General features: G+C 60.1%; 12 protein-coding genes and 2 pseudogenes. 9 read left to right on the forward strand and 5 right to left on the reverse strand.

Going from position 1 to position 12,204, the window contains the following annotated elements:
* Positions 1 to 146: 146 nt before the first annotated feature.
* On the reverse strand, positions 147 to 1,073 hold the full coding sequence (locus tag D8U71_RS14780; protein ID WP_130888117.1) for a universal stress protein: 927 nt from the start codon (positions 1,071 to 1,073) through the stop codon (positions 147 to 149).
* A 260-nt stretch (positions 1,074 to 1,333) separates the two neighbouring features.
* Between D8U71_RS14780 and D8U71_RS14785 the strand changes: the two genes are divergently transcribed.
* The 4 genes from D8U71_RS14785 (at position 1,334) to D8U71_RS14800 (ending at position 4,978) form a co-directional block, all read left to right on the forward strand.
* The gene (locus tag D8U71_RS14785) at positions 1,334 to 2,407 is read left to right on the forward strand and encodes an NAD(P)-dependent alcohol dehydrogenase (RefSeq protein WP_130888079.1); all 1,074 of its coding nucleotides are present in this window, start codon (positions 1,334 to 1,336) and stop codon (positions 2,405 to 2,407) included.
* Positions 2,408 to 2,442: 35 nt separating this feature from the next.
* Complete coding sequence (locus D8U71_RS14790) at positions 2,443 to 2,667, forward strand: hypothetical protein (protein WP_122610501.1); 225 nt, start codon at positions 2,443 to 2,445, stop codon at positions 2,665 to 2,667.
* Between the two features lie 45 nt (positions 2,668 to 2,712).
* Complete coding sequence (locus D8U71_RS14795; protein WP_130888080.1) at positions 2,713 to 3,954, forward strand: DUF4010 domain-containing protein; 1,242 nt, start codon at positions 2,713 to 2,715, stop codon at positions 3,952 to 3,954.
* Between the two features lie 100 nt (positions 3,955 to 4,054).
* Positions 4,055 to 4,978: a universal stress protein gene (locus D8U71_RS14800; protein WP_130888081.1), complete on the forward strand. Its 924-nt coding sequence runs from the start codon at positions 4,055 to 4,057 to the stop codon at positions 4,976 to 4,978.
* 53 nt (positions 4,979 to 5,031) lie between these two features.
* On the opposite strand, the gene D8U71_RS14805 is transcribed toward D8U71_RS14800, so the two are convergent.
* On the reverse strand, positions 5,032 to 5,595 hold the full coding sequence (locus tag D8U71_RS14805; protein ID WP_024012773.1) for a GNAT family N-acetyltransferase: 564 nt from the start codon (positions 5,593 to 5,595) through the stop codon (positions 5,032 to 5,034).
* Positions 5,596 to 5,808: 213 nt separating this feature from the next.
* Here D8U71_RS14805 and D8U71_RS14810 point away from each other — a divergent pair, with 213 nt between their 5' ends.
* The gene (locus D8U71_RS14810) at positions 5,809 to 6,720 is read left to right on the forward strand and encodes a universal stress protein (RefSeq protein ID WP_130888082.1); all 912 of its coding nucleotides are present in this window, start codon (positions 5,809 to 5,811) and stop codon (positions 6,718 to 6,720) included.
* A gap of 46 nt (positions 6,721 to 6,766) precedes the next feature.
* Here the strand turns inward: D8U71_RS14810 and fnr are convergent, their stop codons facing one another.
* Positions 6,767 to 7,507, reverse strand: a complete 741-nt coding sequence (gene fnr / locus D8U71_RS14815) for a fumarate/nitrate reduction transcriptional regulator Fnr (protein ID WP_130888083.1) — start codon at positions 7,505 to 7,507, stop codon at positions 6,767 to 6,769.
* 233 nt (positions 7,508 to 7,740) lie between these two features.
* Between fnr and D8U71_RS14820 the strand changes: the two are divergent.
* A pseudogene (locus tag D8U71_RS14820) lies at positions 7,741 to 8,661 on the forward strand (universal stress protein).
* Between the two features lie 44 nt (positions 8,662 to 8,705).
* On the opposite strand, the gene D8U71_RS14825 reads toward D8U71_RS14820, so the two are convergent.
* Positions 8,706 to 8,918, reverse strand: coding sequence for a hypothetical protein (locus D8U71_RS14825; protein ID WP_241664229.1), 213 nt, complete (start codon positions 8,916 to 8,918; stop codon positions 8,706 to 8,708).
* A 513-nt stretch (positions 8,919 to 9,431) separates the two neighbouring features.
* Between D8U71_RS14825 and D8U71_RS14830 the strand changes: the two are divergent.
* From D8U71_RS14830 to D8U71_RS28765, 3 genes and pseudogenes are all read left to right on the forward strand, one after another.
* Positions 9,432 to 9,692 (forward strand): annotated as a pseudogene (locus D8U71_RS14830) (universal stress protein); the annotation flags it as partial.
* Between the two features lie 172 nt (positions 9,693 to 9,864).
* A complete protein-coding gene (locus D8U71_RS14835; RefSeq protein ID WP_110599435.1) occupies positions 9,865 to 10,416 on the forward strand; it encodes a cytochrome b in 552 nt (183 codons plus the stop codon).
* Positions 10,417 to 10,549: 133 nt separating this feature from the next.
* Positions 10,550 to 10,678, forward strand: a complete 129-nt coding sequence (locus D8U71_RS28765) for a hypothetical protein (protein WP_256205753.1) — start codon at positions 10,550 to 10,552, stop codon at positions 10,676 to 10,678.
* A 7-nt stretch (positions 10,679 to 10,685) separates the two neighbouring features.
* Here the strand turns inward: D8U71_RS28765 and D8U71_RS14840 are convergent, their stop codons facing one another.
* Positions 10,686 to 12,023, reverse strand: coding sequence for an MFS transporter (locus tag D8U71_RS14840; RefSeq protein WP_347233378.1), 1,338 nt, complete (start codon positions 12,021 to 12,023; stop codon positions 10,686 to 10,688).
* Between the last annotated feature and the right edge of the window lie 181 nt (positions 12,024 to 12,204).

Below are 12,204 nucleotides of genomic sequence, written 5' to 3' on the forward strand. Positions count from 1 at the left end.
AAATATCAAGGGCTTGCATGACATATGTCATGCAAGCCCTTGATATTTATGGTGCAATGGAGATGTTTTCCACGCTCCTGACTGGCCATTCCGTCACCGTCTGGTGTTTGGAAATCCACTCCTTTCTTCAGCGTCGACTGCATCCATCAGCGAGTAAGCGTTTCCGGCGCCACCACCCACACACTACAAGGCATTTTGTACAACAGATGCTCGACCGTACTGCCAACCAGTCGGGCGATTCCTCGATGGGTGACGCGGCCCATTACGATCACATCGATGTCGTAAGCATCGGCATAGCTGGAAAGCACCTTGGCGGGATCGCCCACAATCATGTGCTGGTTCTCTGCCGGAATGTTGTTACGTTCAGCCAACGCCTGGAAGGCTTCGCCTTGGGCCTCGAACAGTTTTTTGGCTGCGCTGGAAGAAAAGATCGCGGACGCGTTATTGAAGCCGAATTCGGCAGCGCTGATCGATGACAGGTCGTGGGCATAAATCACGTCCAGGCTGCCATTGCAGACACTGGCCAGTCTTGCTGCTTCGCGCAGGATCCGATCGTTGAGGCCCTGGTATTGGCCATCACGATGGAAGGGGTCGACCGCCGCGACGATTCGGCGCGGCAGAGCGTTTTGAGCGTGGCTGACAAAATGCAGCGGCACCGGGCATTCGCGCAACAGGTGGATGTCCAGCGGGGTGAACATCAGTCGCGACAGAACTGATTCGTGCTCCAGAGCCTTTATAAGGACAGCCATCGGCTGTTCTTTCAAATGAATGAGGATTTCCTTCAAAGGATTGTCCACCCAGACGACCTCGGTGGTGACGGTCACTCCGATCTTGCGCAACGGCCGGGCCTGGTCTTCGAGCCATTGATGATGGCGTTCGACATAGCCCAGGCGCATCTGCTCCAGGGCTTGCTCGTTGACCATTCCTGCGGTCGCCAGGCCCTCCAGATAATCAAACGCGACAATATGCAGTGCGGCATCCGACGCTTTGGCCAGTGCGGCGGCGCGGTCGAACGCCGGACTGTTTTTCATCAGCGGCGACACGACCAGCATGAAACGCGATTGCTCAGACATGACAGAACTCCCGAGGGTAGTCACCCAGGCATTGCGCTGCATGCCTGGAAACAGTGAGTAGTGGGGCATGCGCTTATCGTGGAGCGAGCCAGCAGGGCGGGGTTGATATTTATCAACCAGACATCAGCGCGTGGCCGTGAGCGGATATACGGTCGGGCAATACCACTGATCCTCGGATAGTTGACCATTATCAACTAAGACCCCGCCGTCCCGGCTCAAGCTCTGCCTTGCACTCACACGCCGGCGGAGGGAAAGCCATCATGGCCACCATGAAAGCCGCAATATTCGTTGAAAAAAATCGCATCGTGCTCGATGACAAGCCGATTCCCGAGGTCGGGCCGCTGGATGCGTTGATCCGCGTGACCACCACCACCATTTGCGGCACCGACGTGCATATCCTGCGCGGCGAATACCCAGTGGCCAGAGGACTGACCATCGGCCACGAACCGGTCGGCATCATTGAGCGATTGGGCTCGCAAGTACTCGGTTTTGTCGAAGGGCAGCGGGTGATCGCCGGGGCCATCACCCCCAGCGGGCACAGTTACGCGTGCCTGTGTGGCTGCGGCTCGCAGGACGGCCCCGACACCCGGCACGGCTTCAAGGCCATCGGCGGCTGGAAGTTTGGCAACACGATCGACGGTTGCCAGGCCGAGTACGTGTTGGTGCCGGATGCACAGGCCAACCTGTGCCCGATCCCCGATCAGTTGAGCGATGAACAGGTGCTGATGTGCCCGGACATCATGTCCACCGGGTTCTCGGGGGCGGAGCGGGGCGAGATCGCCATCGGCGACGCTGTCGCGGTGTTTGCATTGGGCCCGATCGGCCTCTGTGCCGTGGCCGGAGCACGGCTGAAGGGCGCCACCACGATTATCGGTGTCGACGCGGTGGCCGAACGCATGGCCATGGCGCGCCAGCTGGGCGCGACCCATACCGTCAATTTCAAGGACGGCAATGTGGTGGAACAGATCATGGCATTGACCGATGGCCGTGGCGTGGATGTGTCCATCGAAGCGCTGGGCACCCAAGGCACGTTCGAGTCGGCATTGCGGGTGCTGCGCCCGGGCGGGCGTTTGTCCAGCCTCGGGGTGTATTCCAGCGATCTGCACATCCCGCTCGGCGCGTTTGCCGCCGGATTGGGCGATTACAGCATCGTTTCCACCCTGTGCCCGGGCGGCAAGGAACGCATGCGTCGACTGATGGCCGTGGTGCAGAGCGGCGCCGTCGATCTGTCACCGCTGGTGACTCACCGTTTCAGACTGGACGACATCGAGCAGGCGTATGAGTTGTTCGCTCATCAACGCGACGGGGTCATGAAAGTCGCAATCACTCCTTGAAAGCACCTTGGCGTGCCGCTGAAACCGGGGTTTCCATGAACATCAAGATCACTGAAAAACACGCTCCCCACGGCTGGGTCGTGCACATGGATGACTGGGATGTGGGCTTCATGAGCCTCAAGGCTGCGCAGGAATTTGTCGAGGTGCTTGAGGCCCGTATCAACGCCCCTCACGAGTGGCCGAATGCGTTTGCCCAGCCGTTGCCAGCAAGGCCGGTAACGGCTCGCCGCATCAGCGCAAGCGTTGAATGCTCGCCATAAACCGAGTGCAGCAGGGTGCGCAAATCCTGCGGGACGCTACCCATCATGAATGAGGTTTTTGATCTGTCCGGCGCCGCTGCGGCGTTGGGGATCGGCATGCTCATCGGTCTTGAGCGTGAACGGCACAAGGGCACTGGCGATGCGCGACACTGCGCCGGCTTGCGCACGTTCGCCATTACCGCGCTGTTGGGGTATGTCGCGCTACAGGTCGGCGGTGGCCTGCTGCTGGGGATCGTCGCCGGCTGTGTCACGTTGCTGACCAGCGTTGCGTACTGGCGTAGTCAAAGCGACGACCCTGGGCTGACCAGCGAGGTGGCGTTGATCACCGTGCTGATCCTGGGCGCGTTGTGCGCAACCGCGCCGGCGCTGGCCATTGCCCTTGGCGTGGTGATCGCGGGCCTTTTGGCGTATCGCCAGGCGCTGCATCACTTTGCCAACAGCCAGTTGTCCGAAACGGAAATGCGTGACGGCCTGATCCTGCTGATCGCAGCGCTGGTGATACTGCCTTTGGCACCGGACCGATATATCGGCCCGTACGCCGCGATCAATCTGCGCACCATTTGTACCGTGACGGTGTTGCTGATGCTGGTCGGCGCGTTCGGCCACATTGCCGTGCGCGCCCTGGGCTCGCGCTATGGCTACGTCATCAGCGCGATTGCATCCGGCTTCGCCTCCAGTACCGTGACGATCGCGACCATGGGCCAACGCCTTGCCCATGAGCCGGACAACATCCGCATCCTCAGCGCGGCGGCGATTTTTTCCAATCTCGCGACGGTGATACAGATCGGCCTGATCCTGACGATGGTTGATGCGGATCTGCTGAACAGTTTATGGGCGCCACTGCTCTTCGGCTTGATCGCTACGATGTTGTACGGCGCCTGCCTGATGTTCCCCGACCCCACGCGAGGGAGCCGCAGCAAGCCGGTCGACACGGCAGGAGCGTTCAATCTGAAACTCGCGGTCATCGTGACACTGACCCTTACCGGCATCACATTCGTCTCCTCGGCCATGCTCAGCCACTTTGGTCAGGCAGGCTTGTGGCTGACCGCAATGCTTTCGGGCTTTGCCGATGCGCACTCTGCCACAGCGTCCATCGCCAGCCTGGCCAAGGCGGGCCAGGTGCCTTATGACTCGATAGCGGTGCCAGCGCTGATTGCCGTCAGCAGTAACTCGGTGAGCAAATGCGTGGTGGCGTGGGTCAGCGGCGGCAGGCGTTTCGCTGCCTGCGTGATCCCGGGCCAGGTATTGCTGACCTTGGCCATGTGGGCGGGCACTGTGCTGTTTTGAGCGCGATCGGTGCTCTTGCTGATAAAGATCAAGCTGCCAATGGCCACAGCATTCACCCTGAAGTCTGTTTCTCCTGGCTGGCCGCATGCCGAGGTATCCCATGTCACAGACTCCGCGTTTACTGTTGATCGCTCCTTCAGCCATGGAGCGCACGCCGGCGTTCGAGCGCGCGGCTGCACTGGCCCAGGCCATGCAGTTGCCGCTGCACATCGTGGCCTTCGACTACTTGCAGGCGCTGGCCGTGGCAGGGCTGTTTGCCCCCGAGCAGATCCGCCTCGCCCGCGATGGTTATCTGCGCACTCACCGGCAGTGGCTCGCAGAGCAGGCTTCATTGCTGGCGAGGCATCAGATCATGGTCACCAGCGAAGTGATGTGGGTCCAGGATCCCTTCGCCGAGATCCTGCAGTTCATCAACGAAATGCCGTTGCTATTGATCATCAAGGATGTGCAGCACGAGTCCGTCCTGGAGCGTATTTTCTACACCCCGCTGGACTGGCAACTGTTGCGCGATTGCCCGGTGCCGGTGCATCTGGTGACCGACGACACCCATCCGCGCCTGCGCCGTGTCCTGGCCATCGTCGATGTCTTGCGCAGCGAAGAGCAGGACTGCCTGTTCAACGATCAGATCATTGATGCCGCCGCCCAACTCGCCGCGCAGTGCGATGCCGGTCTTGATGTGGTGCATGTTTACGACTGGACGGCGGTTTACGCCACGGACATGGGGTTCGGCGCATTGCCGCTGGCCACCGGGATTCATGAAGCGCTGGGCACTGCGCAGCATGAGGCATTTACGGCCTTGGCCGAGCGCCACGGCGTGCCGGTCTCATGCCGGCACTTCATCGAGGGCGCACCGGTGCGCAGTATCTGCGGGTTCGCCATCGACAAGCAGATTGACGTCATTGTCATGGGCACAGTGCAGCACCACGGCTTGAGCAAGTTGTTAGGCACCACCGCCGAACAGCTGCTGCATCGGGCACCTTGCAGTGTGTTGGCGATCAAGCCGCAACCCACGCTGCAATCCTGAAACACGATCGCCCCGAGGTGCGTCGTTGGCCGACTCACCTCGGGGCGATTCATTTACAGGTCAAGACGATGAATGACCTGGCGTGCGTCGTCCGGATCATTGTGGGTCTCGAAGCCCAGGCTTTTGGCCAGATCGCGCATCGCCGCGTTACTGGCGGCATCGACCGAGTACATCTGGCGGAATCCGTTGCGGCGGGCTGCCTTGATCAGATGCTCCATCAGCAACGTGCCCAAGCCCAGGTGCTGCCATTCATCGGCGACCGTCACCGCGCATTCGCATTGATGGGCGCCTGTGCCGGCATAGCGGCTGATGCCGATTTCGATCAACTTGCCGTTCTCGTGAACCAGTGCAATGAAGGCGGTGCGCTGTTTGTTATCGGTGTCCATCAACTGGTCTAGCAGAGCGGTGCCGGGTTCGCTGATCTGGGCGAGAAAACGCATGTGCCTGGATTCGGGCGACAGGCGCTTGATGAAGTCGTATTCGCGCAGGCGATCCTTCTCCGTGAGGGGCCGGATCAATACATGGCGGCCGTCCTTGAGCGCCTCAATCCAGTATTGTCCGGCGACCGCCGCATAAGCGGCCACGGCCTGATCGTTGTGGTCTTTGACGGTGAGCATGATCATTCTCCATCCGGTTCGAGAGGCTGGCGGGCGGTTGGAAAACCGTCCGCTTGCCTTCCTTCTACGCGGTTGCCCACGGCGACATCTGATCTACATCAGACGCCTCTTTCATTGACCCGGGCTTGATGTAAATCAACGCCGGGCAAGGGCGAGCGGGCGCAGTCTTGAAGCCTGCCGGCCCACCGCGCCGGTGCCGAGCGGAGGTGTGTGATGGGCCAATATGAACGTCTGTTGCTGGTCGCCGACCAGACGCTGCATCAATCGGCGGCGATGCTGCGTGCCATCGCGCTGGCCAAGGCGAGCGGGGCGGCGCTGGACGTGCGGGCCTTTGTCTCGCCGGTGCCGATCACCCATCTGTGGGAGGAAAAAATCGATGACGTGGATGCTCAGCGCTATCAGCGGCGCTACCGTCGCTGGGTGGCCGATGAGCTCGAGCAGCTCAGCAACCAGGGGCTGGACGGCACGGTTGATGTGGTCTTCTCCAGCCATCCGCTGCTGGACATCCTCAAGACCGTCCATGTGCTCAAGCCCGACCTGTTGATCAAGGACGTGCGACTGGAACCGGCGCTCAAACGCGTGTTCATCACGCCGCTCGATTGCCACCTGCTGCGTGAGTGTCCGATTCCGGTGCATCTGGTCAATCAGATTCGCTATGCGTTGCCGCATCGTGTCGTGGCAGCCGTGGACCCGTTCGATCCGGATACCCAAATCAGTGGCTTGAACGACGTGATCATACGGTCGGCGAACGCTTTGGCGGTGCAATGCGACGTGCCGTTGCACCTGCTCTGCGCCTACGATTTGTCCGCTGCCTTCAACGGCGAAGCGCCAGTGGTCAACGGTGGCTGGAACGAAGATTTGGCGAACGAACTGCGTCAGACACTGCATCAGGCTTTTGTCGCCCTTGCCGATCGCCACGGCGTGCCCCCTGAGCGTCGACACTTCGTCATGGGCCATCCAGTGCAGGTCATCAATGAGTTCGTCGAGCAGTACCTGGCCGACGTGGTGGTGATGGGCACGGTTCATCGCGTGGGCATCGAACGCGTGATCGGCAGCACCACCGAGCGCGCCTTGTATTCGGTGCCGGGGAGCATTCTGGCAGTCAAACCAATGGTCGCGGGATGAGCACAATCACCCGCTTCGGATTCATCCAGCGTAAACCTGGCAGGGCTCAATGACTCTGGCGGTTGCAGCCCGACACCATCTGCTTGAGGCCGTCCATGTTGTGGATTCTCACGTCGCGCGCGGTGATTTCCACCAAACCCTGATCGCGCAAGTGGGCAATGCCGCGGCAAATGGTTTCCAGACGCAGCCCAAGGTAGGAGCCGATTTCTTCGCGGCGCATTTTCAGCACGAACTCTTTCGAGGAATAGCCACGGGAGCTGAGGCGTTGCGAGAGGTTGAGCAGGAAAGCCGCCAGGCGCTCATCGGAGTTCATGTTGCCCATGAGCATCAACATGCTGTGATCGCGCACAATTTCCCGGCTCAGCAGTTTATTGAGGTTGTGCTGCAGGGATGGCAGGCTTTGCGCGAGTTTTTCCAGCTGAGCGAAGTGAATCGGACAGACTTCGCTGTCTTCCAGCGCATACGCAGTACACGCGTGTTGATCGATGCTGATGGCGTCCAGCCCGAGCATTTCGCCGGGAATATGAAAACCGGTCACTTGCTCACGCCCATCGACGGAGACCACGCTGGTCTTGAACGAACCTATTCGCACAGCGTACAGCGAGCGCAGCGGATCCCCGGTCCGGTAGAGAGCGGCGCCTTTCTTCACCTTGTATCGCTGCACGATCAGTGTGTCGAGTCGATCAACCTCCGGGCCAGTCAGGCCAAGCGGCAGGCATAACTCGACCACACTGCAGTTGGAACAGGCAGTTTTGAGAATCGGCGGGGGCGAGTGGGCTTCAAGCATGGATAAGCAGCCTCCAATGAGTGTGATAAGCATAGAAGTCTTCGCAGCGCACGTGCCTTTCGTTTGGTTTGTCAGCGTGATTACGGACGAACGGCGGGGAGGGGAATCACAAAGGCAACGGCCTCTGCGCCGCTCTTGTGTCGCAGGGTTGATGGGGAGACTTGATGCATATCAAGCGTGGAGGTTGGCAGAGTTGCAGAATCGTCCAATGGCGCTGACTGGAAATACACGTGATGTTCAGGCTCAAACGCATTCTGTTGATCGCACCCGCTGAAATGACCCGCACCCCGGCGTTTGATCGCGCCCAGGCGCTCGCTCGGGCCAGTGGCGCGTTGCTGCACATCGTCGCGTTCGATCATGTCCAGTCCCTGGCGTTGGCCGGTCTGTTCGACCACGACGCCATGGCGCAAGCGCGTGAAGGCTATTTGCAGATGCATCGCCAGTGGCTGGAGCAGCAGGCCCGGTTTCAACGTGGCGCTGGCGTGCAAGTCAGCACCGAAGTGGTCTGGGCCAGGGCCACGCCGGCCCATGTACTTGAGTACATCAATGACTTTCAAGCCGATCTGGTGATCAAGGATGCTCACCATGTTTCGGCGCTCAATCAAACGTTTCACCAGCCGTTGGACTGGCTATTGGTACGAGATTGTTCCGCCTGTGTGCATCTGGTCACCGAGGCCGCACATCCGAAACCCTTGAAGATCCTGGCGGCCATTGACCTGTCGCATCTCGAGGATCTGACCCAAGGGCTCAACGACCGGATACTCGGCGTTGCATCGACATTGGCGTCGTAATGCGATGCATCGTTGCACTTGTTGAACGTCGCCAATTGGTCGGTGGTAGGTGATGCGGCGATGAGCGTGCCGAACTTGAGCCTGGACCACAGCTTGTGCGATGCGATCAACGATACTCAGCAAGAAGCGTTCGATACGCTGGCCGAGCGCTATGGTCTCGATGAACAGCACAGCCACCTGCTCTCAGGTGTCCCGTACCGGGTGATCGAAGACTTTGCCCGGCAGAACGCGTTCGACCTGCTGGTGCTCGGCATCTGTCACCATCGAGCGCTAGACGGCTTTATCGGCGGCACGGCCGAATGCCTGATGAACCGGGCTCCTTGCAGTTTGATGATGGTCAAGGCAATGCCTGCCAAAGCCTGACCGGTCATCGCAGCAGTTGATGGTAATCGGTTGGGGGTAATCCATCAGTGACTGCGCCCGCCGTGTGCGTATTGCCATTGTTGCCAGGAGTGCCGATATTTCTCATCGGCGCGTTTCTTCGCTTCGCTGAACTTGTGCATGGTGTCTGGAGAAAACGGCTCTTCAAGGACGGCATAGGCCTGGTCGCTGAGCCGATCGGCTTCGTGAAACAGTGCGCCACTGTCATCGATTGCGTCGCGGACATTGGCGGTTGTCATGGCTGGATCATTGATGACCATATCGTGAACCTCGCAAAGCAAGAATGAGGGTGGGTTGCGGACCTGTCATTCTGTGGCCGCATCTGTAACTTTCACGCGTTCGAGCAGCTTGTGACTGTTCCTGATCCGAGATGCGGGCGCAGCCGAGTCATGACTCTATTTCGATCCAGTTTGTCGTCGCAGCGATTGATCCAGATCAATGTCGCTCGCCAGTTTCATCGCCGCTTTGTCGGTTTTCCAGGCGCTTGCGCAAGGGTGGTGGACAAGCCTCGATATTCAGGTTTTTCAGGGGGAGGACGAGCACCAGGGGCCTTGCATATGACATTTATCAAGGAAGTCGCCGGGCTATGGCGCAACCTCGATTGGCGTTGTTGTCTGATTCTTTCGGCCCGGGTCAGCTGCGTGTGACATGAGCGCAGACTTCCATCTCTCTGGAGACAAACATGAGCCAATATCAACACTTGTTGCTGATGATCAACCCGGCGCTGCGCCATTCCCCTGGTGAACAACTGGACGGTTTCGGAATTGATGAATGCCCGGCGCAAGGAACTGCAAGCGCATTACAGCGCTTTGGCGGGGAAATTCGGTGTGACGGCCGAGCACAGGCATAGCAGGGAGGGACATCCCGTGGCGGCGATCAGTGAGTTTGCCGAAGAGCACGATGTGGACGTGATTGTGATGGGCAGGGTTCAACGTCACGGGCTGGAAAAACTGCTGGGAAGTACCACCGAACATATTCTGTACCAGGTTCCCTGCAGCGTACTGGCGGTCTAGAACGAACAACGGTGCGCCTTGCCGAACAGCCCCTTTCCGACTTGTCGACAAGGGGCAGCTGCTGGAAACTTACTCGCCTTTGATGGGCTGAGGTGATAACCCTTGCGCTTCTGTTCATGGATAATTTCGAGCGAGATGATCGTCGTTCCACAACAATCACGAGGCGTTTCCTATGATCCGCGACACCGCTGTAACCCGTTATGGAAAACTCTCAATCATTCTGCACTGGCTGATGCTGGCGTTGTTCGTCGGGGTGTATGCGTGCGTCGAAATCAAGGGCTATCTGCCCAAGGGCAGTGAGGGGCGCAGCATGCTGATGGGCCTGCATGGCCTGTTTGGCGCCAGCATCTTCGCCTTGGTGTGGATTCGCCTGATCGGCCGCCTGACTCCGCGTCCGCCGATCATCCCCAAGCCACCGGCGTGGCAGACCGCAATCGCGCACCTGACACACCTGGCGCTGTATGGATTGATGATTGTCACACCGCTCCTCGCGTGGCTGATGCTCGCGGCGGGCGATAAGCCGTTTCCGTACTTCGGCTTCCATGTGCCGGCGCCGGTGGCTATTGATCCGGACCTGGCCAAACAACTCAAGTACTGGCACGAATGGATTGGCAGTGCCGGCTACTGGCTGATCGGCCTGCACGCGCTGGCGGGGTTGTTCCACCATTACTGGGTGAAGGACAACACGTTGCAGAGGATGTTGATTGAGCGTGCCCGCTCTTGAGGCAGGCATCTTGCGCCGTTCGTCGAAGGGAATGCTCGCCGCAACTCAAGCAGCATGGCTGCGGTGGAGCTGAAAATCCGGAACTGCCACCCCTCGCCGATGCCGAAATAGCATCAACTACGAGGGCAAAGCCATGACTGAAGAAAAAACCGAAGTGCCGGAAGAAGTACCGGATCAAACAACCCCGGCGCATTCCACCGAAGAAGAGCGCGAGCGCTTGAAGGACTTCAACAAGGACGGCATCCCGCCGGGCAGTTGCTGATCAGCGGTCACCGAGGCTGCGTCACCAGTTCCCCGCTGATCGCATCCATCATCGCCGGATGCTCCTCAGCGGCGACGCGCAAATCCTCGGTGACCCGCAACTCCGCACCCGTCGGCGAATAGGTGGCTGCCGCCGTGAACGGGGCGGGGTTGGCCGGCACCGGGCGTTTGCCGCGGCGCCAGAAGAAAAAGCTGACCATGCTCAAATTGACCACTGCGAAGACCCAGAACAGGCCGTTGGCGCCGAACGAGTTCATCACCGGCGAGATCATCATCGGGCTGATGGCCGAGCCCAGCGAGTTGATCAGCAGCAAACCCTGAATCATCGGCACCAGCGCTTCGGCCGGGGCGCGGTCGGCCGCGTGGCTGACGGCCACCGGGTACAGCGCGAAGACGCCGCCACCGAGCAGAAACAGCATCGCCGCGAGCATTGTCGAAGACAGCGGCAGCAGCACAATCACCAGTGATAACGCGGTGCACGCCACCGTCAGCAGGGTCAGCACCTGCAAGCGATCGGTGCGGTCGGACCAGCGTCCGACTGGATACTGCAGCAGCATCGCGCCGAGAATCGTCCAGGCCATCATGCTGCCGACTTCACCGACGTCCAGACCTCTGCGTTGCAGATACAGCGGCAACAAGGTGTAGATCGCCGCTATGGTCACGCCCGAGCCGAAACAGCCGACCAGCCCGGTCGGCGTCACGCCCAGCAGTTGCCGGGGCTTGAGCGGCTCGACTTGATCGAGCAGCGGCGAGACGCGCGGCAGGATCACGATCGGCAGCACCGACAACGCAGCGAGCATGCCGGCGACCATGAACGGCGCGCTGTCGCTCATGCCGGTGATGGTTCCCAGCGTCGCCTGGCCCAAAACGCCAGCGCCATAAAGGACGATCATGTACAGCGCGAGCAAGCGCCCGCGGATCTTCTCGTCACCGGCCAGTAGCAGCCAGCTTTCGATCACCAGAAACACACCGACCGTGGCCCAGCCGTTGATCAGGCGCAGGACCAGCCAGCCCCAAGCGTCATAGAACAGACCCTGCAAAAGGATCGTCACGGCGATCAGCGAGGCGAAGCTGCCGTAGGCACGAATGTGGCCGATGCGCAGTATCAGCCGGTCGTTGAACACCGCCCCCAGCGTCAGGCCGATGAAGTAGGCCGACGAAACAATTCCGATCATCGTCGCCGAGGCGCCGGCGGCGTCCAGGCGAAGGGTGGTCAGGGAAGACAGAAAACCGTTGCCCAGAGCAATAATGAACAGCCCGAGCAGGGGCGCCAGCGCCATGGCCAGCAAACGCGGAGACATAAAAACCTCAAGAAATCGTACAGCGCAACGTGCGCCTCTGCGCATGCGGTTGCCAGGCTGGAACAGGTGTTGTGCAAATGTCTGCCGATCGGGCAGGGCGGTGGCGTCGGCCGACATGGCCAGCCCTGCAAGTGCGCGTCTGTGACCAGACGCGCGCTTGCAAGAGCGCGCGGGATTCTACGGCTTGCGCAGGATTTGCCAATAGCCGAAGGCTGCGACGTTAGGA

The sequence above is a fragment of the Pseudomonas sp. Sample_21 genome (assembly GCF_004307525.1).
Taxonomy (GTDB): Bacteria; Pseudomonadota; Gammaproteobacteria; order Pseudomonadales; family Pseudomonadaceae; genus Aquipseudomonas; species Aquipseudomonas atacamensis.

Coding starts and splice junctions, on each gene's coding strand:
- D8U71_RS14780 (WP_130888117.1), bottom strand. CDS start 1,073: ATGTCTGAGCAATCGCGTTTCATGCTGGTCGTGTCGCCGCTGATGAAA.
- D8U71_RS14785 (WP_130888079.1), top strand. CDS start 1,334: ATGGCCACCATGAAAGCCGCAATATTCGTTGAAAAAAATCGCATCGTG.
- D8U71_RS14790 (WP_122610501.1), top strand. CDS start 2,443: ATGAACATCAAGATCACTGAAAAACACGCTCCCCACGGCTGGGTCGTG.
- D8U71_RS14795 (WP_130888080.1), top strand. CDS start 2,713: ATGAATGAGGTTTTTGATCTGTCCGGCGCCGCTGCGGCGTTGGGGATC.
- D8U71_RS14800 (WP_130888081.1), top strand. CDS start 4,055: ATGTCACAGACTCCGCGTTTACTGTTGATCGCTCCTTCAGCCATGGAG.
- D8U71_RS14805 (WP_024012773.1), bottom strand. CDS start 5,595: ATGCTCACCGTCAAAGACCACAACGATCAGGCCGTGGCCGCTTATGCG.
- D8U71_RS14810 (WP_130888082.1), top strand. CDS start 5,809: ATGGGCCAATATGAACGTCTGTTGCTGGTCGCCGACCAGACGCTGCAT.
- fnr (WP_130888083.1), bottom strand. CDS start 7,507: ATGCTTGAAGCCCACTCGCCCCCGCCGATTCTCAAAACTGCCTGTTCC.
- D8U71_RS14825 (WP_241664229.1), bottom strand. CDS start 8,918: ATGACAACCGCCAATGTCCGCGACGCAATCGATGACAGTGGCGCACTG.
- D8U71_RS14835 (WP_110599435.1), top strand. CDS start 9,865: ATGATCCGCGACACCGCTGTAACCCGTTATGGAAAACTCTCAATCATT.
- D8U71_RS28765 (WP_256205753.1), top strand. CDS start 10,550: ATGACTGAAGAAAAAACCGAAGTGCCGGAAGAAGTACCGGATCAAACA.
- D8U71_RS14840 (WP_347233378.1), bottom strand. CDS start 12,023: ATGCGCAGAGGCGCACGTTGCGCTGTACGATTTCTTGAGGTTTTTATG.